Source organism: Dapis brunnea BLCC-M229, assembly GCF_050015995.1.
In the GTDB taxonomy this organism is placed as follows: Bacteria; Cyanobacteriota; Cyanobacteriia; order Cyanobacteriales; family Microcoleaceae; genus Trichodesmium.
This window is the reverse complement of the sequence record NZ_JBNHEP010000067.1, coordinates 18667-41848: the sequence shown is the minus strand read 5'-3', so window position 1 is coordinate 41848 and position 23182 is coordinate 18667. Positions and strand designations below refer to the sequence as shown.

Here is a 23182-nt window from a genome sequence, read left to right as displayed (position 1 = left end):
TTCCCAGAGGTATAGCAGTCGAAGCATAGCTGATGACAACTAGAAAACTTCAAAGCTATTACCTATAAAGTTTTGACTAAAGCTATTTGCGAAGCATTTCGGCACGGAAATGTTCAATGCTGAATACTATATATTAGACCTCTCCGGAAAAGAAGGAGTAGGGAGTAGGGGCGATTCGCGAATCGCCCGTACGGGAGTAGGGGGAAAGAATTAATGATTTATGGGTATGGGATTGATTTGATTTTTAATTATCACCAGATGTCTATTAATCTTAATTAGGGGAAGAAGCAAAAGGCTTAATCCACTTTTGACTAATACCTAAGTCTAAAACAAGACCAACCACAGCAAAGGCCACTACACTTTCCATACCTAATACCATTAAAGGCCATAAATCAATAAATGTGGCCTCAGAATTTAATCCCACATCAATTTGTCCTAAACCTCTGACAGAACCAAAAGCCACCACTGCCCCTGATTTAAGATGAGGGTTTCTATCCTGACGAATAATATAACGGTAAGTTACACCAAATAGAAATCCACTAATAAAAGCGATCACGGCCTCAAACAAAATATTCCAGTCTAGAGTTATAATTTCTAAGTTTGCCAATGATTCCCAACTATGGCCCAAAATCAAGTTATTACCAAGGGCGATCGCGCCGAAAGTCAAAAATAGTGAGATACCAGCAAGAGTTCCTGCTTTGAGAGATTCAATTCTTTCTGCTAAGGTAAAATTTGATGAAGAGTTAACCATATAAGCTCAATTTTATGTCTATTAATATTTTGTTCTATTTGATTCTCTCATAGTCAAAATGCCATAAATAAAATATTATAGGATTTGGAGTAAATTTTTCCTTTTTTTTTGAAAGCAGTTATGGATATTTTGTCATTAGGTTGGGTTTCCCTTTTAGTTTTGTTTGGGTTCTCTATTTCGATGGTAGTTTGGGGTCGTAACGGTTTCTAAAAATTAGGTATCAGTTTTAAGAAACTTAATTTTGGCTTGTGTTATCACACTAAACAACTCTAAATCTACTAATAAATTCAAAGATGGGATAGGCGATCGACCTATTCCATCTTTATTTATACATGAAAACTACTCAATCAGATTAACTCTGTTTTACGTTATTTTTTTGTGGGATTTATTGCTACTGTATTAGCGATAGTTATTAATTCTAATATTCAGGAAACTGTGATTCATTAATGGATAATGGATAATGGATAATAGATAATTACCTCTGGTTAAAACCGTACGGGAATTGAATATAAGGAAATATTATTTCTTTTCTCTTCGTCGATTGGATCTGGCGTTAGCGTTAGCGTTAGCGTTAGCGTTAGCGTTAGCGAAGCTCCTCTGGAAGAGGCAGCTCCTCTGGAAGAGGCAGCTCCTCTGGAAGAGGCAGCTCCTCTGGAAGAGCGGGAAACCTCGCCATCCCATCTACCAGGTCATGCTCCGCAAAAGACCGCTCTCTTGGTCGATTGAATATACCGAGGAGACCTCGGCATCCCATCCTACGGACTGCTCCGCTTTCCGACCGCTCTCTTGGTCGATTGGATATGCCGAGGAGACCTAGGCATCCCTCGACCGCTTTTTCCCCTTGAAAGGGGAGACTTTTAACCTGAATTATTTAATTAATAATTATTAATTATTAATTATTCGGTAATAATTCGGTGTTTTTACCAATGAAAGTAAAGATATTGAGTATATGACTAACTTGAGATTAATGAAAGGGCATTTATTAGTAGGGAAAGAGTTAATTGTAGCCAAAGAAGTAAAGGAACCAGAACCTCATTTTGGTCATCCGGTAGAAGAATTATATGTGGATATTGAAAATGAGTTAAATGAGTGGGGTGTTAAACAGTTCAAAAATACCTTAAATAATTTGCATGATTTAGTCATAGCGGGTCTTAAAGATACTAATAAATTTAATAGTATATATAAACATCGTTCAGATAAACTGCACTAACGCTACAGTTCAACTTAACCTACATTTTTAGGTATACCAGTCCATTCATTAATGGATAATGGATAATGGATAATGGATAATTACTTCTCCCTTTTAGGGAGAGGATTTACCAAAAGGAAAAAATTTATTTCTCAAGGGGAGATTGGATATGGTTAGGTAACCCATCCATCCCATCCTACGGAATGCTCCGCTTTCCGACCGCTCTCTTGGTCGATTGGATCATCCTACGGACTGCTCCGCTTTCCGACCGCTTTTTCCCCTATCCAAGGGGGAGGCTTTAAACCTCAATTATCTAATTATTTAATTGTTTAATTGTTTAATTGTTTCGGTAATTTTATACAGTGTTTTACAACTGTATTTATGATCGTTACAACCGTATTTATCATCATTTATCTATAATTTAGAAGTATTTTAAAAGCTAATATATTGACATTGATTAACTATGTGAAGATTCAGTAAAGATACTGATTAGCTATTGCATTATTGGAGTAGTTTGCTTTACTATTGTAAGCAAGGAAATTGTTGTAGTTATATTTTTGTAAAAAAATCAAAAATGAATTCTCTAAAAATCAAGACCGCTCATTCAAATATATTTGGTAATTGTTTCAACAAGCAAATGTCTTCTCTCGAATACTTATTAAAAAGAATTATCTTAATCTATCGAATAGAAAAATTCAAAAATTTAGCATTGATTGATAGGGCTATTGAATTAATAGAATCAATAAATCTTCCATGTTGTAAGAAAGAAAAAGTAACTCCTATACAGGAAATAATACTAGAAGATTTCGTCAAAACTACCGGTTTTTTTTTAAACCAATCAAAAGAATATTTGCTCTTATCAAAAAGAGATGATTCGATAGAAGAAAAAGATAATTTAAGATTGATAATTGCTGCTGAAAGAGCTATTCTCAATTGTCGTATACTTGTCGTTAATTTTTAATCCCATTAGAGTTCCTGAGAAGCAGAGTGATTCTTAATAATTCAGATTCCTCAAGTCAACTTGTAATATTAAAAGTAGTATAAAAAGAAGAAAAACACTTTGTGCCTATAGAAATCTACTATGAGTCAAGTTGATTAATCAAAGGTATTTCCGTTATTATAGGGGTTTGACATATTTGAATAATTAATCAAAATCAAAAATTTTTGTAACTGAATTTGTAGCCATTTACAATCCAGATATTAAATGTTATCTGAGTTGAGTTACAAGAGTAATAACAATCTGACTAATATCATACTTAAGAATCCTTTTAAGTCGTTTAAAAAAAGTGACTCTATATCATGAGGAGAAAGTTTTTCGAGCACCAATTAAGCCGAGATGATATTACACAATTTTTAAGGGCAATTATTCTGGTGTGAGTCCCCAGACATATCCACAAATATCATCCTGCAGCAAATGACATTCATAAATCAAATATACAGCCAGCTTTCCAGTTTCTATCTCTTCTCGACGTTCTTCTCATAAATTACAGATTTCTTGATGTTGATTTTTCACGAGTTGACTATCTCGTTTGGGATTATTTTTTTGGTTTTTTTTCCAACTCATTCCTGCTGATTTCCAAAGATTATAGTAACTTTTTACAGAAAGAAATTTAACTCCATATTCTGACTCTATACTCCTCTAAAGCTTAACCGCATAAGCTGCCATAATTTAGATTGGTTTCTCTGCCTTCTGCTTAACTTCAAATATCCCGTCTAGTCCAGTTAGTTCTAGACAATATTTAACTGAATCATTTAAATTCATTAGATATAGGTTACAATCATTTTTACTGGCTATACGATGCAATGCAAATAAAGTCATTAATCCATAATTATTAATATAATTTAAAGTTGCGAGGTCTACTACACAGCAATGTTCTGAGCCAGTAGCTAGAATTTTTTGTAACTTTTTCTGTAGTAGAGAACTATTTTTTTTGTTAAAGTCACTTGAAGGACGAATTAAAAGAGCCATGATTTTTTCCTACCTCCCTAATTTGGAACATAATATTATTGTATGGTGTGATGATATATTTAATAAGTGACTTATTCAGGTAGAATTAGTGATAATATTGAGCTTTGCTAGTGATACTTTTGTTGAATAAATAATGATCTAGATCACAATTTATGTGAAATAGTAAGAAGTAAATTTCAATTACTAATATAATTCTCCTTAAAAAAGCGGTTAGCACTCAGCACTCAGCACTCAGCAAGATTATTTTTCTAAAGTTTAGAAGGGGATTTAAACTCCTCCTAAAAATCCTACCGGATTAACACAGCTAATTTTGTGCAAAATTGTAGGGTGTTTTAGACTGCTTAAATTCAGACTATGAAAAGGATTCAGCAATCCGTCGTAACGCACTATTTTAGATGAAACAGTCCACTACGCTTAATGATCAGCTTTTACCGAAAAATCAAGGTATAAAGCCTCTCCTTTTAAGGAAAAAAAGCGGTCGTTTGCGGAGCAGTCCGTAGGATGGGATGGCGAGGTCTCCCGCTCTTTGCAGAGCCGCGAACGCTTTTCATGTCGCGCAGCGTTAACGAAGTTGTGCGGAACGCTAAACGCCATATCCAATCGACCAAGAGAGCGGTCGTTTGTGGAGCATGACCTGGTGGGATGGGGAGTTTTCCCGCTCTTTCAGAGCCGCTCGGCAATTCAAGTCGCTCCGCGTTAACACGCATTGTGCGGAGCGCTAAACGCCATATCCAATTCTTTCCTTGAGAAAAATGCTAGGATATTTCCTTATATTCAATTCCGTTGCGGTTTTAACCAGAGGTAATTATCCATTAGACATCTCCAAAAATAAAAAGTAAAGTCAATTATTATCCAGAAATTATCAATTCCTCCCCTCCTGGGAGGGGTTAGGGGTGGGTTAAGTGTTCCCAGTTAAGTGTTCCCTCTTTTCTGGAGATGTCTATTATCCAATTAATGAACCATACTTTTAATTCTTTGAAATCTCTTAATTGCTTTTTCCTTCTTTAAAGACAATGAAACTGATAGCTGATAGCTAACCCGCAATGATATTAGTTAAACTGTTTAGTTAATCAAAAATAACTTTTATTTTTAACTTTTGAATGCCTGACTTCTCTACAGCAGTATTACAACTTAAAACTTCCAATTATATCCCACAACTTAAGATTTTGAGAGTAGCTTCCATAATGGCTGTAGTCTGAGCAAAAACTGTGTAGACTAGAGACTCTCGGTAAACCCGTTGCGCTCCATGATTTTTGTGATTAGCAGCGCCACTAGAAACAGTAACAGCAGCAGCAGCACAACGCTGGGCTAGGTTAATAGATGTTACTCTGAGGTGGAGTTTTTTGGCAAAATCAGTATCAGGATTTTTATTAGCTTCATCTATGGCATTTCGACATTCATTAACCTCAGCTTGTAGACAATAAATTGCATCTGTAATAAAACAAAGAGATTTGGTTTTTGATACTTCTCTCATAATATCTATACTTGCGAAGGCACATCCCAAAGCAAAAGGAGTAAAGCGTAAAATTTTTTGTTTGTCATTATGATGAATCCAATTTGCAGGTTTGAAAGAAACTACTCGCTCATCTGATAAAAACCAATTTTTTACTGTGGCACTAACAGTATTAGTTGAATTTATAGCGCACAAAGGCATAATTTCTGAAAAACTAATACTGCCATTTAATGTAATGGTTTCCTCCAAAGGAAGTATGCCAAAAACTGCTTTTCCATCAGGTAATTTTGCTGCAATAATAAATTCCTGAAATATATTCCACCCAGTTATCCAAGGTACCGTTCCTTCTATATAATATCCACCTTTAGTAGGGAAAGCTTTGACAAGTGGTTCCCCAGAGCGTCTAAGTTGGGAAAAACCAACTCCTAATAAGATTTTGCCATGACTCAAATGAGGTAAATATTGTTGTTGTATTCGATCATTTTCACTTGATGCTAACATTGCTGCTGCACTCTGATGTTGGGTTTGGAGAAAAGCTAATGCACCAGAAGATTTTGCTACGAGTAATTGATAATTAAAATAATCTTGTTGACTTAATTCTAAACCACCCCACTTTCGCGGAATTTGTAGTGCTAATAAACCCGATCTTCCCAGACTCATTAAAGCTGTTTTTAGTGCTTCATGGTTACTATCTATTTCGTTAGCTACGGGAGCTACAGAATTTTGTAAAATTGAAGAGGCAGTTTCTTCTATATTTTGCATAATTAATATTAAGGGCGATCGAGTAAAAAGGAATAAATAAATAGGTATAATTAAGTTGGGCTAAGTTTTCTAGTTCAATTCTTCTGTTTTAACGATTCATTTTTAATGAACTCTAAGATTTCCTCCCGTGATAAATTAACTAATTTAATTAATATCTGAGCATATTGATCGGCAGAAAAGTTTAATAAAGTTTCGATAACTTCTAATAACTCTTGGTCAAGTTGACTAAATCGAGTTTTGAGTAAGCTTTCTAGTATAATCTTTCGTTCTTCCTGACGTCCTTCTTGTCGTCCTTCTTGTCGTCCTTCCTGCCTTACATCTTCACGCCATTTCAGATAAGCTGGTGATAAATTCATAATTAATTCTCTCTCCTCCGATGTTAAATCTTGTTTAATTTCTAAATTAGTCTTCCATATTGAAACCTGTTCTAGTGCCAAATTTCTCAATGGGTTTTCTGGTGATAAATCAACTAACCCCCTTCCAATATAGCTGATTTTTGAGTTTTTCCCTTCCCTAATATTCTTAACCATAGAGTTTCCGGTATTACTGGTAATTGATTAATTGCAATTAGATTTGTCTTTAATCCTGCTGTAGAAATGTAAACTCCTGTCACCGGGTTTTCTGGGTCTAGCTGAAAACCAAAACTCTTGATTAATTTCTCAGATGCAGAACTAGCTAATATCCATAAAGAAGGCAAATCTTTTTCTTCAATAGATACTTGATTCCTTTTGGCTTCTCGTAGCAATTCACTCTGAAGCGAAAATAACTTCAGTAGACAACTACGAACTTCATTTAAGCTAGGTTGATTTCTAAATGCTTCGATTAAACAATTGCTCAATAATATTTGACTCAATACTCCTAGATTGAAATTAGAAGTAGGAGGTTTTGAGGCTGGGGAAAAATAAATATCTATCTGTCTAACTTCTCCAGTTACTTCTTTACTAATTTCGATTTTACCAAAAGGTGAAAGTAATTATTTGAGGAATTGTTTGGCAAATTGGTCGTGGGGTTGTCTTGTCATTTTCTTTTAGGCTTCTGTATTCTTCCATCTATGATGATAACCGCAGGAAGCATCGGGGGAATACTAAGAACAGAACTAAATTAGATATTTACCGATGATGAAAAAACCTCAAAACTGGAGTAGTCTTATAAGTTTATCTAGAGAATGCGAATGTCCTCATGCTTATATAGTAGGCTATTATCTTTCAAGATTTGATAAAAAGGCTTATCAAAATTTAGGACTTGGTAATAAAAATGAAACGCACAAAAAAATAGGGATAATACTTTCATTTTCAGGTAATACAATAAAAAATATCAGAGACTCATTCGATCCTTATCATAATAATCCGCGTAAAGGTTGGTGGCAAAGAGACTTATGGCGTTTTGAAAAAGAAATATATGAAGGATTAAAAAACTATTCTGAAGGGGAAATTAATTACTTAGTTTGTTGGATTTTGGAGAATCCTAAGCAGAGTTTTGAAGAGTTATTCGATAATATTAATCTAAGCGATTATCAAAATAAAGTTCTGTTTCCTAATGAAGTTCAAGAGAGCATAATATCCGATAAATTCCCAGAAGGTTCTGTTTATAAAGTTAACGTTAATGCTTATGAAAGAAATTCAAAAGCTCGTAAAATTTGTATAGAATACTATGGGTCAAGTTGCTATGTTTGTGGTTTTAATTTTGAAAAAGTTTTCGGTGAAATTGGAAGAGATTTTATCCATGTACATCATTTAATACCCTTATCTGATATAGATCGGCAATATGAAGTCGATCCAATTAAAGATTTGCGTCCTTTATGTCCTAATTGCCATGCAATGATTCATAAGAAATCTCCTCCATTTAGCATTGAAGAACTAAAAAAAATAATTAGTCTTAAAAACCCCGAAGCTTTTTAAATTATGTCTTGCCACTTATGAAAGTTATGATGAAGATACTGGGAGTATAGACAAGATACATAGAAAATAGAAATGGTTGGGTTAGCTAATAACTAAACCCAACCATATTTGCCTAATTCGACTTTAAATTATTCAGCCGATCGCGTAAAATTTCTGCCTGCTTTTCTGCCTCTGCTAAATTATTTCTAGTTTCCTCGACAAATTTAGGGTCTGCCTTCTCGACAAAACCAGGTTTACTCAACCTTTTAGAAGTAGATAAAATTTCTTTCTCTAACTTCCCTAATTTTTTCTCCAATCGAGCAGATAAAGCTTCAATATCTACTACTCCTGATAATGAAACTAAAACTTGTACAGTTCCAAAAACACCAGCAATAGTTTGACCGACTTTTTCATCAACGCTAGGAGTAATATCCAATGTTTCAACCTTAGCTAAATCTTGAATATAAACCTCACCTTTTTGCAAAATTTCCCGTTCTTTTTCATTCTCACTCTGCAAAATTGCCGTAATTTTTACCTTTGGTTTAATATCAACCTCTGCTCGTAAATTTCTCAGTGTCCGAATTACTCCAATCAATAACTCAAACTCCCCTTCTAGATCGGAATTAATCAAAGAATTATCTAACTTTGGATAAGACTCCAAAGCCAAACATTTTTCTTCTCCAACCTGATTCAAAGTATGCCAAATTTCCTCAGTAATATGAGGCATAAAAGGATGTAATAATCTCAAAATTCCATCCAAAACATAAGCCAAAGTTTGCTGTGCTACTAACTTAGAATTTTCATCCTCTCCTTGCAAACGAGACTTAACTAATTCCAGATACCAATCACAAAAATCTCCCCAAATAAATTCATAAAGACCCTTCGCAGCTTCCCCCAAACCATAATTATCTAAATAATTGCAAGTTTGCTGCACAACTTGATAGAAACGAGACAAAATCCAACGGTCAACTAGCTCCAATTTATCCGCCTCTGGTTGCCCTAATTCTTGAGGAGTTTTACCACCTAATTTCATCATTACAAATCGGGCAGCATTCCAAATTTTATTAGTAAAATTTCGAGACGCTTCTACCGATGCCGACTCCTCAGTTTCCCGATTATAATCCATCCTCACATCTTGCCCTGCTCCAGCAGTTTCTCGCATCAAAGTATAACGCAAAGCATCAGTTCCATACTTTTCAATTAACAACAAAGGATTAATCCCATTACCAGCAGATTTAGATTGCTTTTTGCCATTTTCATCTAACATTAAACCGTGAATATAAACAGTTTCAAACGGCATTTTTCCAGTAAAATGTACTCCCATCATTGTCATTCTAGCAACCCAGAAAAAGATAATATCAAAACCAGTCGAAAGAGTGCTAGTAGGATAATATTTTGCTAAGTCTGGAGTATTTTCCGGCCAACCCAATGTGGAAAACGGCCATAAACCAGACGAAAACCAAGTATCAAGAACATCTGGGTCTTGTTGAATTTTCACATTATCCCCAAATTTGGCCTTTGCTTGCTCCAACGCTTCCGCCTCCGAGCGAGCAATAACAAAAGGAGTATTATCGGAAATTTCCCCATTAGTTTCGCTGACAGCATACCAAGCAGGAATTTGATGACCCCACCAAAGTTGTCGGGAAATACACCAGTCTTTAATTTTGACCAACCAGTCACGGTAAACTTTCGTCCAACGTTCCGGAACAAATTTCGGTTGGTTGTGTTTATCCAATAATTCTAGTGTTTTCTCTGCTAATGGTTCAATTTTGACAAACCACTGAGTAGACAGCAGAGGTTCCACAGGTACTTTACCCCGATCGCTATAGGGAACGCTATGACTATATTCCTCTACCTTAACCAAAACGCCCTCTTCTTTTAACCGTTTCACAACATTTTTCCGTGCCTCAAAACGGTCTTGCCCAACAAACACTCCCGCATTTTCATTCAAACTGCCATCTTTATTCATGATATTAATGAATGGCAAATTGTGACGCTTACCCATTTCAAAATCATTAGGGTCGTGAGCGGGAGTAACTTTCACACAACCAGTACCAAACTCAGGGTCAACCAACTCATCAGCAACAATAGGTATTTCCCGTTCCATTATTGGTAGAGTCAGAGTTTTGCCAATCAAATTTTTGTAGCGATCGTCATTGGGGTTAACAGCGACACCAGTATCCCCCAACATTGTTTCTGGGCGAGTTGTGGCGACTTCCACATAACCACTACCATCAGTAAGGGGATAACGGAAATGCCAGAGGTTGCCGTTAACCTCCTTATTTTCAACTTCCAAGTCAGAAACAGCAGACTGACTAGCAGGGCACCAGTTGACCAAATAGTTACCGCGATAGATGAGACCTTGTTCGTAGAGACGCATAAATGCTTCGATGACAGCTTTAGATAAACCTTCATCTAGAGTAAAACGTTCGCGAGTCCAGTCTGTAGAAACTCCCAGACGACGTAATTGATTAACAATAGTACCACCAGACTCTGCTTTCCATTCCCAAGCACGTTCCAGGAATTTTTCCCGCCCAATATCGTAGCGACTTTTGCCCTCAGCTTTTAGTTGGCGTTCCAAAATAGTTTGAACAGCAATACTAGCGTGGTCCGTACCTGGGAGGTAGAGGGTATTGTCACCCCGCATTCGATGGTAACGAATAAGCGTGTCTATCAGGGAATTATTAAAAGCATGGCCTGCATGGAGACTACCTGTAACATTCGGTGGGGGAATAACGATACAGTAGGGGTCGCCGGTTTGGTTAGGGTCAGCCTTGAAAGTGTTATTTTCTTCCCAATACTTTTGCCATTTAGCTTCAGTAGCAAAGGGGTCGTATTTGGTTGGTAGTTCTGGTATGGTTTTGGTCATAGATGAAATTAAATTTTTGGACACTATTTGATTGTCCTTAATATTGTGCCATAGCTTACAGTAGTAGACTGACACACCTTAAATGGTGCAATAAATTTTTAGGAAAAGTCTGAATTTATTAGAGATTAAGTCATTTTTCTAATGCACAGTTTTAGATGTGTCAGTCCAGTAGGTTGGGTTAAGCGACAGCGCAACCCAACAATTTATCTATCTTTGTTGGGTTTCGGAAGACCTCAACCCAACCTACAAAACTTACAGTAGTAGCGTGTCTAGATTTATTTTGTGGGTAAGTTTGAGCATAATGGAGACCTCTCCGGAAAAGAGGGAGTAGGGAGTAGGGAGTAGGGATTAGGGGGAAATAATTAATGGTTTATGCACTATAATTGATTTGATTTTTAATTATCACGCCTATGTCTAATGGAGACCTCTCCCCCGACCCCTCTCCTGCAAGGAGAGGGGGGAAATATTCTCCCCATTCCCTCCTCCCCCCTTTCAAAGGGGAGTAAGGGGGGATAGGTTTTTTTTAACCACAATTTTAGTGTAGACACGCTACTACTAACTCGTCTAGCTTTAAAATGTGGGTAAAGAGCGAGTCAATGAAGACCTCTCCCCCAGCCCCTCTCCTGCAAGGAGAGGGGGGACTCTTCTCCCCATTCCCTCCTCCCCCCTTTCAAAGGGGAGTAAGGGGGGATAGGTTTTTTTTAACCACAATTTTAGTGTAGACACGCTACTACTAACTCGTCTAGCTTTAAAATGTGGGTAAAGAGCGAGTCAATGAAGACCTCTCCCCCAGCCCCTCTCCTGCAAGGAGAGGGGGGACTCTTCTCCCCCTTCCCTCGTAGGGAAGGGGGTTGGGGGGTTAGGTTTTTTAACCACAATTTTAGTTTAGACACGCTAGTAGGTTGGGTTAAGCGACCGCAACTCAACAATTTATCTATCTTTATTGGTTATCTATTTTTGTTGGGTTTCGGGGTACCTCAACCCAACCTACAAAACTACTAGGTTAATGAAATTGGTGTTATATCAAATCCGGATAATTACTACACCCAAGTCATTGCGACGGTCACGGAGTGGAAGGAAGCAATCTCAGGGTTTTGGGAGATTGTTTCCTATCGTCGTAATGAGGAGTGTTCAACCGGATTCTATATAATATGTTAATATATAGACTTAAAATAAGCTGCTGTTTTCTATAGCAGTTTTTTAACAAAAGAGGTACAGTTTTAGCTCCCCCCACCCCCCTCTTCCCCCTCTCCCCACCCTCCCACGAGGTTTTCAGGAGTTCCTTATAAAGGATAGCTTTTTAAGGGGGATTTAGGGGGATCGTAAATTTACCTCATAACTGTGGGAATTGCTATATCTCTCAATCTAAGATGATGAAAATCTCTAACCCCTTTCTCCGTAAATGGCGTTTTTTGCTGCTGTTGTTGTTGGTGCTGTTGGTAGTAAATTTGGGTCATGTTCGAGCTTCTGAGAAGTCACCCCCCGAAGACTGGCAACTCCAGGGAATGTTGGCAGCTTTGGATGATTCTGACCCTGATGTTTTGGTTGCAGCTTTGGAGAAAATGTCTGAGTATAACCTTAAGCCTCCTGTTGAGATTCCCCCGGAGCGGATTGAGCAAATTGGAAAATTGTTGAGCAATAAAGATTCAGATGTCCTTGCAGTAGCAGCAAAAGTAGTGGGTGAGATGGGGTCGGAGGCCGAACAATTTATTCCACAGTTGCAGAAGTTGTTCGGCGATCAAGATTGGCGTGTCCGTTATGCAGCAGCAACGGCAGTGGGTGAGATGGGGTCGGAGGCTGAACAATTTATTCTACAGTTGCAGCAGTTGTTGAGGGATGATGATTCGCGTGTCCGTTCCGCAGCAGCAATAGTAGTGGGTAATCTAGGGTCGGAGGCTGAACAATTTATTCCACAGTTGCAGAAGTTGTTGAGCGATAAAGACTCGGATGTTCGTAGAGCAGCAGCAATAGCAGTGGGTAATCTAGGGTCGGAGGCTAAAGAATTTATTCCCCAGTTGTTGCAGTTGTTGAGTGATGATGATTGGCGTGTCCGTAAAGCAGCAGCAATAGCAGTGGGTAATCTAGGGTCGGAGGCTAAAGAATTTATTCCCCAGTTGTTGCAGTTGTTGAGTGATGATGATTGGCGTGTCTGTAAAGCAGCAGCAAGGGCAGTGGGTAATCTAGGGTCGGAGGCTGAACAATTAATCCCACAGTTGCTACAGTTGTTCAGCAATAAAGATTCAAATGTCCGTGCAGCAGCAGCAACAGCAGTGGGTAAGATGGGGTCAGAGGCTAAAGAATTGATTCCCCAGTTGCTACAGTTGTTAAGGGACAAAGATTGGACTGCCCTTGCTGCTGCTGCAACAGCAGTGGGTGAGATGGGGTCAGAGGCTAAAGAATTGATTCCTCAGTTGCTGCAGTTGTTGAGTGATGATGATTCGGATGTCCGTGCAGCAGCAGCAATGGCAGTGGGTGAGATGGGGTCAGAAGCTAAAGAATTGATTCCCCAGTTGCTGCAGTTGTTGAGTGATGATGATTCGAGAGTTCGTGCAACAGCAGCGTGGGCAGTAGGTCAGATCGGGGCGGAGGCTAAAGAATTGATTCCCGAGTTAGTACAGTTGTTTAGAGATGATGATTCGTTTGTCCGTTATTCAGCAGCAACAGCAATAGGCGAGATGGGGTCAGAGGCTAAACAATATATTCCTCAATTGCTAAAGTTGTTGAGTGATGATGATTCCTCTGTCCGTAAAGCAGCAGCAACAGCAGTGGGTGAAATGGGAAAATTGAATACTCAGGAGATTTTCCCAATTTTAAATGCAGCCCTTAAAAGCAGCTATGAAGAAGCAAAACTTCGTTTTACCGCTTACCTTGTCAGTGGCGGAGAATCTAACACCGTTACCTTAATTCAATGGTTGGGTTCACCCAAAGAATACCCCTATGAAAATAATAAGTTTGATAATTCTCGAAAAGAAGGCAAAAAAGTCTTAAAACTCTTTGCTGAAATTTGGCAAGCAACCGAAACCCTAGAAGACTTACGCCCAGAATTAGAAAGACAAATTGCTAAAGTAGTCGATCGCGTCAAATGGCAACCCCAAGACATTAACCTCCTCACCACTCACTACAAAAATTTAAAAGCTGCCAACTCTACTCATGCTGATTCCATCGACACAAAAATCAAGATATTAGAAGGAATACAAGTTTTATCCTACATCTGGAAAATTCTACTACTGCACCCCATAACTTGGCTCATTCTCCTCTCTCTGCCTCTATCCCAAATCTCCCCAAATTCAAAGCCTATTCTGGCATCCCCAGATTCGTAGATTTGCCGGACTCGGTTACATCGGTTTATTACTCACCTGGATACCATTCCTCCGCCGCCGACTCCTCTCCCCTTTCCAACCCCTCCTCATCGCAGACGCTAACCTCGACAGTTTCAACCCTCAAGATTACTTTCCCGACTCCAAGGTTTGCCCGAAAAATACCCACAACCTCCAACCCATCAAAACTGCCATTGCCAAAGTGCAATCTCCCATGATCATTGAAGGAGAATCTGGTCTCGGCAAATCTATGTTCCTGCGCTACTGGGCGAAAACCTGCAAAAATCTCTTAGTTTACCTACCCGCCAGCAAATGTGCCGAAGGAGCGATCGCTGCCATCCAAGCCAAAATCCCCATTTCTCAAACAGACCGCAAATTCCTAGAAAACCTTATCTACAACAACGCCCTAGAAATTTGTATCGACGGTCTCAATGAAGTCACCCCCGACACCCGCACTAAAATCAGTTATTTTGTCGAGCGTCATTTCCGGGGTCATATTCTCCTAACAACACAACCCCTAGATTGGATTCCACCTTCTGCCACCAAAACCTATATTCTCCAACCATTGCAACGTCAGCAAATTGGCAGTTTTCTCCGCAGTCGTCAGTTTACGCCATCCGCAGAAACTTCAATTTCCCGCTCCGAATATGAAGATGCTTGCGAAGAATACCTGGAAAAAGCATTCAATAACCAGAAACAGTCAGAGGAAGAGCGCAAAGCAGTCCGTCGGTTACTATCAAATCCCATGGATCTAACCATTGTCGGGCAAATTCTCGCCCAGGGAAAAACCCCCGACTTGCTCAACCTGCAACAACAGCAGTATCAGGTGATGGCAGCAGAATACGACCGGATAAATTTTAATTCTTTTCCCCTGACAGAATTTGCCGAAACAGCATATCAAATGCGCCTCAACGATGAAATTAATATTCCGTCCGAGTGGAAAAAAGAGCTACATTGCATGGAAAAGTACAAAATGGTTTTGCGCCGTCAACGCCATGTCGAAACAAATTCCGGTTCCCAATGGTATTTCCGCCATGACAAAATTCAAGAATATTTTATCGTGCAGACATTTCTCAGTGGAGAAAATGAAAAATTAGAACAACATATTAACGACCCCAGATTTCGAGGAGTTTATCTATTATTAGCCACCCTTTTACCCTACGAAAAAGCCTGGTTACTGCGAGAGAAATTATTACAAAATGCAGCGGAAACGAAAGACCATGTGGTGAGCGACCAATTTATTCAACGATTAAATTCTCGGTCGGAACTATCAAAAAATGGAGATAATTTCAACCTACTAGAAATTATTAAATTGCTGATTGTTGAGAAAAATAGTAATATAAATATTGAAGTTAACCCTAATATTGAAGCTAACCCTAATACTGAATTTAACCCTAATATTGAAGCTAGCCCTAATATTGAAGCTAACCCTAATACTGAATTTAAGAATATAAGGAGTGAACAAATGAATGATCCTAAAAAATCAAAATTTGACTTTAGTCAAGCTAAAGTTGGTCAAGCTAAAGTTGGTGAAGTAGTTGAAACAAATAGTAGCAGTATGGATGGCGCTAATGTAATTGAAAAAGCTGAAAGTGGCAGTCAAGTTATGGGAAGTGGAACCCAATATAATTATAGCTCCCAAGAAAAGCAAACCCTCGCCGAAGCTGCTGAGGAAATTCAAAAATTATTGAAACAATTAGAATCAAATAATCCCGATGCCACAGATGCAGAAAAAGAAGCATTTGTCACCGCTTCTATTCCGCCAAATAATCGTCAACGTTTTGTCGGAGCATTACAAGCAGGAGGCAAAGAAGCACTCAAAGAATTATTAGATAATCCTTACGTTAATGTAGGAGTTGCTATTGTTGAAGGGTGGCAAAATCCCAAGTAATAAAAGATATAAATTGATTAAATTTATATCAGGTTTTTGTTTGTAGTAGTGTGTCTAGACTAAAATTGTAGTACCTCGTCTAGCTTTAAAATGTGGGTAAAGAGCGAGTCAATGAAGACCTCTCCCCCAACCCCTCTCCTGCAAGGAGAGGGGAGAATTTCCCCCCTTCCCTTGCAGGGAAGGGGGTTGGGGGGTTAGGTTTTTTCAACCACATTTTCAAGCTTGACGCGCTATTAGTAGGGCTTTAGCCCTAACACAGGACTACCAAGATATTATTCTGTCATTGTGACTGGAACAAAGTAGAGCGAAGCAATCTCAGTTCGCCTAAATTCTTTCTTAAATTTTTTCTTCCGTCAATTTAATTATGTTAAGCTTAAAAATGCTGCTTTCTATCTCTCAATCTTAAGACGATGAAACTCTCTAACTCCTTTCTTCGTAAATGGCGTTTTTTGCTGCTGTTATTGGTAGCGTTATTAGTAGTAAATTTGAGTCATGTTCAAGCTTCTGACAAATCACCGCCAGAAGACTGGCAGCTCCAGGGAATGTGGTCAGCATTAGATGATTCTGACCCTGATGTTTGGAGTGAGGCTATGAAAAAAATGTCTGAATATGACTTTAAACCTGTTGTTGAAATTCCGTCGGAGCGAGTAGAACAAATTGGAAAATTATTGAGGGATAGAGATTTCCGTGTTCGTTTGGCAGCAGCAAGAGCAATAGGTGAGATAGGGTCGGAGGCTAAACAATTTATTCCCCAGTTACTACAGTTGTTCAGGGATGAAAATTGGCGTGTTATTAGAGCAGCAGCAACAGCAGTGGGTAAGATAGGGTCAGAGAATCAAGAATTGATTCCCCAGTTGCAGCAGTTGTTAAAGGATAGAAATTGGCGTGTCCGTGCAGCAGCAGTAACAGCAGTGGGTGAGATGGGGTCAGACGCTAAAGAATTTATTCCCCAGTTGCAGCAGTTGTTGAAGGATAAAAATTCGGATGTCCTTAGAGCAGCAGTAACAGCAGTAGGTAATTTGGGGTGGGAAGCTAAAGAATTGATTCCCCAGTTGCAGCAGTTATTGAGGGATGAAAATTCAGATGTCCGTTACGCAGCAGCAATAATAGCGGATGAGATGGGATCGGAAGGTAAAGAATTGATTCCCCAGTTGCAGCAGTTGTTCAGCGATGAACATTCGGAGGTTCGTTATGTAGCAGCAACAGCAGTGGGTGACATGGGGTGGGAAGCTATGGAATTGATTCCCCAACTACTGCAGTTGTCGAGGGATCGAAACATACGTGTTCGTTTTGCAGTAATAAGGGCGATGAGTGAGATAGAAAGGGATGCCCAACAATTTATTCCTGAGTTGGAGAAGTTGTTCAGCGATGAAGATGTGGGTGTTCGTAGAGCAGCAGCATGGGCATTGGGTGAGATGAGGTCGGAGACTGCTAAACAATTTATTCCTCAGTTTCAGCAGTTGTTTAAAGATAAGGATGACCGTGTGCGTTCCGCTGCAGCATCCGCAGTGGGTAATCTGGGGTCGGAGGCTAAACAATTGATTCCTCAGTTTCAGCAGTTGTTCAAAGATGAAGATGAGCGTGTCCGTGCTGCTGCAGCATCCGCAGTGGGTAATCTGGAGTCGGAGGCTAAACAATTGATTCCTCAGTTGCAGCAGTTGTTGAAGGATGAAAATTCCGATGTCCGTGCTGCTGTAGCATCCGCAGTGGGTAATCTGGGTTCGGAGGCTAAACAATTGATTCCCCAGTTGCAGCAGTTGTTGAAAGATGAAAATTCGGATGTCCGTGAAGCAACAGTATTGGCAGTGGGTGAGATGGGTTCGGAGGCTAAACAATTGATTCCCCAATTGTTAGGTTTGTTGGAGGATGAAGATTCGGAGGTTCGTGAAGCAACAGCAAAAACACTAGCCCAGATTGGAAAATTTAATACTCAGCAGATTTTACAAATTTTGAATGCAACTCATAGAAACAGAGAGCAAGAAGCAGGACTTCGTTTTCTTGCTTACTTTACAAGTGGAGGAGAATCTAATACCATTACTTTAATTCAATGGTTGGGTTCACCAAAACGATATCCCGATCAAATAAATAATTTTGGGGAGGAACGATCTATTAGTAGGGAAGAGGGCAACAAAATTTTGGAGATTTTTGCTGATGCTTGGCCAAACACTGAAAATCTAGAATATCTGCGCCCTGAATTGAAAGCACAGATTAATAAAGTGGTTAAAAAGGTGGATTGGCAACCAAAAGATATTATTTTACTAAACAAACACTACAACAATCTTGAAGACGAAGACATTAAAGCTAAGATAGATGCATTAGAAATAATCGAATGAGGCGTTGTTCAATAATTAACAATAGATATCTCCGGAAAAGAGGGAACAGGGAACAGGGAACAGGGAACAGGGAACAGGAAGAAAGAACAAATAATTTCTGGATGATAACTGATTTGATTTTGAATTTTCACCAGATGTCTAATATCATGTTCGGATAATCACTTATAATAAAGTATATGGTTTGTAGTATAGCTCTCAGCCCTATCTACAGTTCCGGCTGAGAGCTATACTACGAACTATAATTATAATAACTATTTAACCGAACATAATATAATAGATATCTCCGAAAAAGATATAGATTTTTTGCGGCTAGTAGGGAACACTTAACACTTAACAGGGAATATATTTTCACGAAAAAGATACGAAAAATGATTTCGGAGAGTGAATTTTACAACTCTAGCTTGTCTTAAATAAAGAGCAAGTTTATTTTCTGGAGAGGTCTAATTAATAATAGCTTTGTTGCACAAAGAGTACTTTTGTGGAAGGAAGGCAGAGGGCAGAAGGCACTTATGCTGAAGGGTTTCTTCTAATTGAAACTTAATTCTATACACGCTCCGATGCTACCGGACATGGTATTATATAACCCATATTCCGCACGTCAAGTTGTAATATTAAAAGTAGTATCAAAAATGGTAGCGCGGGTTCGTATTTATACTCTATAAATCCTATTCATTGACCTTTCTCAGGAGTCAGATTCTCAGGAAAATATTAAGCATAAATACTCAATTACTTACTCCTATTGACCACTTTAATTGCCTCCTGTCTCCTGTCTCCTGTCTCCTGTCTCCGTTTTTCATGCTACATTTTGTCGTGCGGAATGTAGGATATAATGTTCGCTTGAATAGTTATAATCAAGGCTCGTAGTAGGGCTTTAGCCCCATCTATAGTTAGGGCTAAAGCCCTACTACAAACAAAAACTTTTTTATCACTCATTATCCGGACATGATATTAGTCTGAATCTCTTCAGTTATCTAATTATTATTAGCAGAATTAGCTATTTGTTGAACAACACCAATTAATTCAAGAAAACTGGTTGGAAATGTGAGAAATAGTTGATAGAAAATACTGTCTGTTTTCACATTAAAAAATTGCTAGTTAAGTGATAATGTAGGCAAATATTTTACAATGGATAATTCTAATAAATATTTTATTTTTTGCCTACAATAAATCAGATTATACTGTTTTATAGCTTCAAATTATCCGATGATTTTTAACTTTTGACTTCTAACTTCTTACTTCATTTTTCCAACTCCTGATTTTTAACTCTTTTTGGGAAGGAGAGAAAACTCCAGGCAGATTTTTCTTCAGTTTCATTGGTTGGTGGAGCAAGTACGATTAAGCCACTCGGAATACACTCTACCTCAATAGGAGTAGTGCCAATAATTTCACCATCAAGCACAACTTTTTGCGGTGGATCTGTACTAACTTTTACCCGTTTTGTCCGCAAACCAATAGTGTCTTCATGTTGAGCAGGAGTTTTAAATATTGCTGACCCGAACATTCTAACTCCAGTGTTAACAGCTTGAAGTCTACTATTGGAGGTAATTATCATTACTTCTAATAGACCATCATTCATAATTACTTGTCCCAAACCTTGAGCCAAAAATGATGTGGGTGGAGCTGCATTAGCAATAGTAATAGCTCCTGCTTGGAAAGTTTTCGTCACCCCGTCAATTTCAATTTCAATATCAAAAAGTTCCTGTTCGTTGAGCTGCTGCCAACCTGCCATCATATATGCAAGCACTCCCCAACGGTTTTTGGTTTCCCGGTCTGCTCTTTCTATGGTTTCTGCTTCATATCCCACCCCTGCTAATAAAATCATGGTACGTTCGTTGCAACGGGCAACATCTATAACGCGAGTTTTGCCTGCCAAGATAACTTCGCAAGCACTTCTGATGGGGGTAATACTGGGAATTCCTAATGCCATACAAAAGGCGTTAGCTGTTCCCCTGGGAATTACACCCAGAGGGATATCTATATTTACTAAAGCTCCAGCAACTGCAGAAACTGTACCATCTCCTCCAGAAGCAATAATTATATCTGCTTGTTTAGCGATCGCTAATTCTGTCAATTCTTCTGCTGTTTTGTCTGGGGTTGTTTGATGTATATATAAATGTAGATAAGGTTCGAGAAGTGATTTAATTAATGATAATTCTTGTTGAGCATTACCTTGACCAGATATGGGGTTAAATATGAGGTGAGCAACAGTGGTTTGAATGAAACTGTTAATAATAGTTTCTGCGGTGGCAATATTGATGGCAATGGGAACATTATGCACCTGACAAAGACGCAATAATAATTGGATATCGGGTTCATAAGATTGATAGAATAGATAGTCTACCAAACAAATAACAGCAACTACATTACCCGTAGTTACTTCTACAGCTATTTGAGCATCTCCTCCTAAAGGACCTGCTAATACAGAATTTATTTCTATACCTGTTTCTTGTAAAATATATTGGGCAGTGTTTTCTGTCGCTATTAATTGATACCTAGATAATACAATTTTATGTTTTTTGACAAATTCAACTAAGTTGTCTTTTTTGCTGTCATAAGCAAGTAAAGCAATAATGTTTGCCATGATTTTTTTCCCGGAATTGATATACTTTTTATTATAGAACTTACTTAGTATTGTTTTTTTTGCTTTGAATTTATTTATTAGGGTAGCGCCCCTACCTACCTGAATCATTTGAGGAAACCATAGCGGTCTTGGGTTGTTAACCCTTAAAAATTTTATTACGCTTATCTTAAATCTCCAAAGAGTTTTATCAGATAAACTGAGTACCTAGACAAAATTTATTTTACATTTACCCCTACTTAAAAAAGCTTTTGAGGTTAAATTTTATCTCCAATTAATTTGGCTCAAATACGCTTTATCCCTTCATTTAATTAGTTTTATTTTCAATCACCCTACCTGAACTAGAAAATGCCACTGCTTGGCTTCCTGAAACACCAACCATTACCGCTTCAACTATTGGTTCATTTACTTGTTTTTCTGCTACCCATTCTACTAAAAAGTTGGCTCCAGAACCGCCAGTTTGGTCTTTTTGTTCTAAATAAAAATCCCGTGAAACTAAAGGATTTAATTTTAATGGATTTTGCAGATATTGTTTAACCAATTTTCCCTCTGTATCATAATATTTTACCGCAGTAATAATTATAGGATTTTCTAGGTCAGTATTCCGAATACTTAGAGTTGCTGATAAATTATAAATTCGTTGCTGGTTGGCGTAATATACATGAGAATATATCGGAACATAAATAGTCTGTCCTGTAGTTATTTCTAGATTTTCAGTGAGGATAATTTCTGTTTTTTGGGCAGATGGATAATTAACAGCAACGGCAGTATTATTATCATGATTTGGTTGACTTAGTGGTTGTTGAACGATTTGAGCAGAAGTACAAGAACAGAGTAATGTTACGGTAATTGTCAGAAAAATACACTGCAATATTTGTTTCATTTTTCTTGTGAATATTAGTGAAATAAATCCGTTGAAATTACTAATGTATTTGGAAATCTAATTTGATTCTACTAAACCTAACCATCGAGCAGCAGGAGCTAAAGTCAGACCTTGAACTAGAACTGAAGTTAGCACAATAAAAAATACAACGTTAAAAATACTACGTCCACCTGAAATACCAGAAGTTACAGGAAATGTTGCCAGAATAATTGGCACAGAACCCCGTAACCCTACCCACGAAATAAATAATTTTTCTCGTAAACGATAGCCACTGAAAGCTAAACAAATAAATACACTAACAGGACGAGCAATAAATATGAGAAATATCGCAATTACTATAGCAACACTAGCTACAGGTAAGAGACGGGAAGGAAATACTAATAATCCTAAAGTTAGGAAGATCACAATTTGCATTAACCAAGATAAACCATCGTGAAAACTACGAATAGTTTCTGAGTAAATAAAGCGGAAATTTCCCATCACAACTCCGGCAATATAAACTGCTAGGAAACCATTACCACCAAATAAATCTGTAATCCCGTATGTCAGCATTGCCATTGCGAGGGTTGCAACTGGGTAGAGACCTTGGGAATTCAAGCGCAAATGATTTACCACCCATACTATGGCACGCCCCATACCATAACCAAATGCTCCACCAACTCCTATTTGCAAGAATAGTGAAATCAATAATTTAATGATGGAAGTATCACCAGTGGATAAAATTTCGACTATTTGAACAGTTAACAAAACTGCCATTGGGTCATTACTCCCTGATTCTAGTTCTAGTAATGGTTGTAGGTCTCCCTTGAGTCCTAAATTGCTAGTTTTGAGTACAGAAAAAACTGCTGCAGCATCAGTCGAGGACATAATTGCTCCTAACAATAGTCCCTCTGACCAAGTAATACCTTTTGGGCCAATATTGAAGTTGGTAAAAGACCCAAGCATAAACCAGGCAAATGAGCCTAAAAGTAAGGCAGTAATCCCTACACCAACAGTTGAAAGTGTTAGACCTTTCCAGAGAACAGGTCTAATTTGAGTCCATTTTGTATCTAGTCCCCCAGCAAATAGTATTAAAGTGAGTGCTAAATCTCCTATCAATTTTGCTTGCATTGGATTATCAAATTCAATACCACCAATGCCTTCTGAACCTGCTACCATTCCCACTAAAAGGAATAATAGTAAAGCTGGGACTCCTAACTTATTAGCCGCTTTACTGGCAATAATACCAGCTAGCAAAAGCACCCCTGCCACTATAAATAATTGTTCTACTGGAATCATCAACTTAAAAAGGTATATTTTTTTTCTTTTAA

17 protein-coding genes and 1 pseudogene are annotated in these 23182 nt (G+C 38.2%); 7 read left to right on the top strand and 11 right to left on the bottom strand.

Features of this window, described 5'->3' with window-relative positions; genetic code table 11:
• Window positions 1-271: 271 nt before the first annotated feature.
• On the bottom strand, window positions 272-751 hold the full coding sequence (locus ACP6PM_RS07970) for a hypothetical protein (protein WP_426583447.1): 480 nt from the start codon (window positions 749-751) through the stop codon (window positions 272-274).
• A 120-nt stretch (window positions 752-871) separates the two neighbouring features.
• Here ACP6PM_RS07970 and petN point away from each other — a divergent pair, with 120 nt between their 5' ends.
• From petN to ACP6PM_RS07955, 3 genes are all read left to right on the top strand, one after another.
• Complete coding sequence (gene petN, locus ACP6PM_RS07965; RefSeq protein ID WP_293098586.1) at window positions 872-961, top strand: cytochrome b6-f complex subunit PetN; 90 nt, start codon at window positions 872-874, stop codon at window positions 959-961.
• A gap of 739 nt (window positions 962-1700) precedes the next feature.
• Window positions 1701-1961 (top strand): hypothetical protein, encoded by a 261-nt coding sequence (locus ACP6PM_RS07960; protein ID WP_426583445.1) that lies wholly within the window; start codon window positions 1701-1703, stop codon window positions 1959-1961.
• A gap of 616 nt (window positions 1962-2577) precedes the next feature.
• Window positions 2578-2901 (top strand): hypothetical protein, encoded by a 324-nt coding sequence (locus tag ACP6PM_RS07955; protein WP_426583444.1) that lies wholly within the window; start codon window positions 2578-2580, stop codon window positions 2899-2901.
• A gap of 405 nt (window positions 2902-3306) precedes the next feature.
• Here ACP6PM_RS07955 and ACP6PM_RS07950 read toward each other — a convergent pair.
• The 5 genes and pseudogenes from ACP6PM_RS07950 to ACP6PM_RS07930 all read right to left on the bottom strand — a co-directional run.
• A pseudogene (locus ACP6PM_RS07950) lies at window positions 3307-3561 on the bottom strand (IS630 family transposase); the annotation flags it as partial.
• A 48-nt stretch (window positions 3562-3609) separates the two neighbouring features.
• Window positions 3610-3909: an STAS domain-containing protein gene (locus ACP6PM_RS07945; RefSeq protein WP_426583442.1), complete on the bottom strand. Its 300-nt coding sequence runs from the start codon at window positions 3907-3909 to the stop codon at window positions 3610-3612.
• Window positions 3910-5053: 1144 nt separating this feature from the next.
• Entirely contained in the window at window positions 5054-6124 is a 1071-nt protein-coding gene (locus ACP6PM_RS07940; RefSeq protein WP_426583440.1) for an acyl-CoA dehydrogenase family protein, read from the bottom strand.
• 74 nt (window positions 6125-6198) lie between these two features.
• Window positions 6199-6480: an RpnC/YadD family protein gene (locus ACP6PM_RS07935; RefSeq protein WP_426583438.1), complete on the bottom strand. Its 282-nt coding sequence runs from the start codon at window positions 6478-6480 to the stop codon at window positions 6199-6201.
• Between the two features lie 113 nt (window positions 6481-6593).
• Window positions 6594-6962, bottom strand: coding sequence for a hypothetical protein (locus ACP6PM_RS07930; protein ID WP_426583436.1), 369 nt, complete (start codon window positions 6960-6962; stop codon window positions 6594-6596).
• 277 nt (window positions 6963-7239) lie between these two features.
• Here ACP6PM_RS07930 and ACP6PM_RS07925 point away from each other — a divergent pair, with 277 nt between their 5' ends.
• Window positions 7240-8022 (top strand): HNH endonuclease, encoded by a 783-nt coding sequence (locus ACP6PM_RS07925; RefSeq protein WP_426583434.1) that lies wholly within the window; start codon window positions 7240-7242, stop codon window positions 8020-8022.
• A gap of 112 nt (window positions 8023-8134) precedes the next feature.
• On the opposite strand, the gene ACP6PM_RS07920 is transcribed toward ACP6PM_RS07925, so the two are convergent.
• Complete coding sequence (locus ACP6PM_RS07920; RefSeq protein WP_426583432.1) at window positions 8135-10870, bottom strand: valine--tRNA ligase; 2736 nt, start codon at window positions 10868-10870, stop codon at window positions 8135-8137.
• A 1370-nt stretch (window positions 10871-12240) separates the two neighbouring features.
• Between ACP6PM_RS07920 and ACP6PM_RS07915 the strand changes: the two genes are divergently transcribed.
• The 3 genes from ACP6PM_RS07915 to ACP6PM_RS07905 all read left to right on the top strand — a co-directional run bounded on the left by ACP6PM_RS07915 (window position 12241) and on the right by ACP6PM_RS07905 (window position 18411).
• Window positions 12241-14190, top strand: a complete 1950-nt coding sequence (locus ACP6PM_RS07915; protein WP_426583431.1) for a sister chromatid cohesion protein PDS5 — start codon at window positions 12241-12243, stop codon at window positions 14188-14190.
• Window positions 14191-14437: 247 nt separating this feature from the next.
• Window positions 14438-16078, top strand: coding sequence for an NACHT domain-containing protein (locus ACP6PM_RS07910; protein ID WP_426583430.1), 1641 nt, complete (start codon window positions 14438-14440; stop codon window positions 16076-16078).
• Window positions 16079-16488: 410 nt separating this feature from the next.
• Window positions 16489-18411 carry a sister chromatid cohesion protein PDS5 gene (locus tag ACP6PM_RS07905; RefSeq protein WP_426583428.1) on the top strand — a complete coding sequence of 641 codons (1923 nt, stop codon included), beginning with the start codon at window positions 16489-16491 and terminating at the stop codon, window positions 18409-18411.
• 971 nt (window positions 18412-19382) lie between these two features.
• Here the strand turns inward: ACP6PM_RS07905 and ACP6PM_RS07900 are convergent.
• The 4 genes from ACP6PM_RS07900 to ACP6PM_RS07885 form a co-directional block, all read right to left on the bottom strand.
• A complete protein-coding gene (locus ACP6PM_RS07900; protein WP_426583426.1) occupies window positions 19383-19490 on the bottom strand; it encodes a DUF2887 domain-containing protein in 108 nt (35 codons plus the stop codon).
• Window positions 19491-19648: 158 nt separating this feature from the next.
• On the bottom strand, window positions 19649-20992 hold the full coding sequence (gene mgsA / locus ACP6PM_RS07895; RefSeq protein WP_426583424.1) for a methylglyoxal synthase: 1344 nt from the start codon (window positions 20990-20992) through the stop codon (window positions 19649-19651).
• A gap of 304 nt (window positions 20993-21296) precedes the next feature.
• Window positions 21297-21872, bottom strand: a complete 576-nt coding sequence (locus ACP6PM_RS07890) for a DUF3124 domain-containing protein (RefSeq protein WP_426583423.1) — start codon at window positions 21870-21872, stop codon at window positions 21297-21299.
• 57 nt (window positions 21873-21929) lie between these two features.
• Window positions 21930-23150: a potassium/proton antiporter gene (locus ACP6PM_RS07885; RefSeq protein WP_426583493.1), complete on the bottom strand. Its 1221-nt coding sequence runs from the start codon at window positions 23148-23150 to the stop codon at window positions 21930-21932.
• Between the last annotated feature and the right edge of the window lie 32 nt (window positions 23151-23182).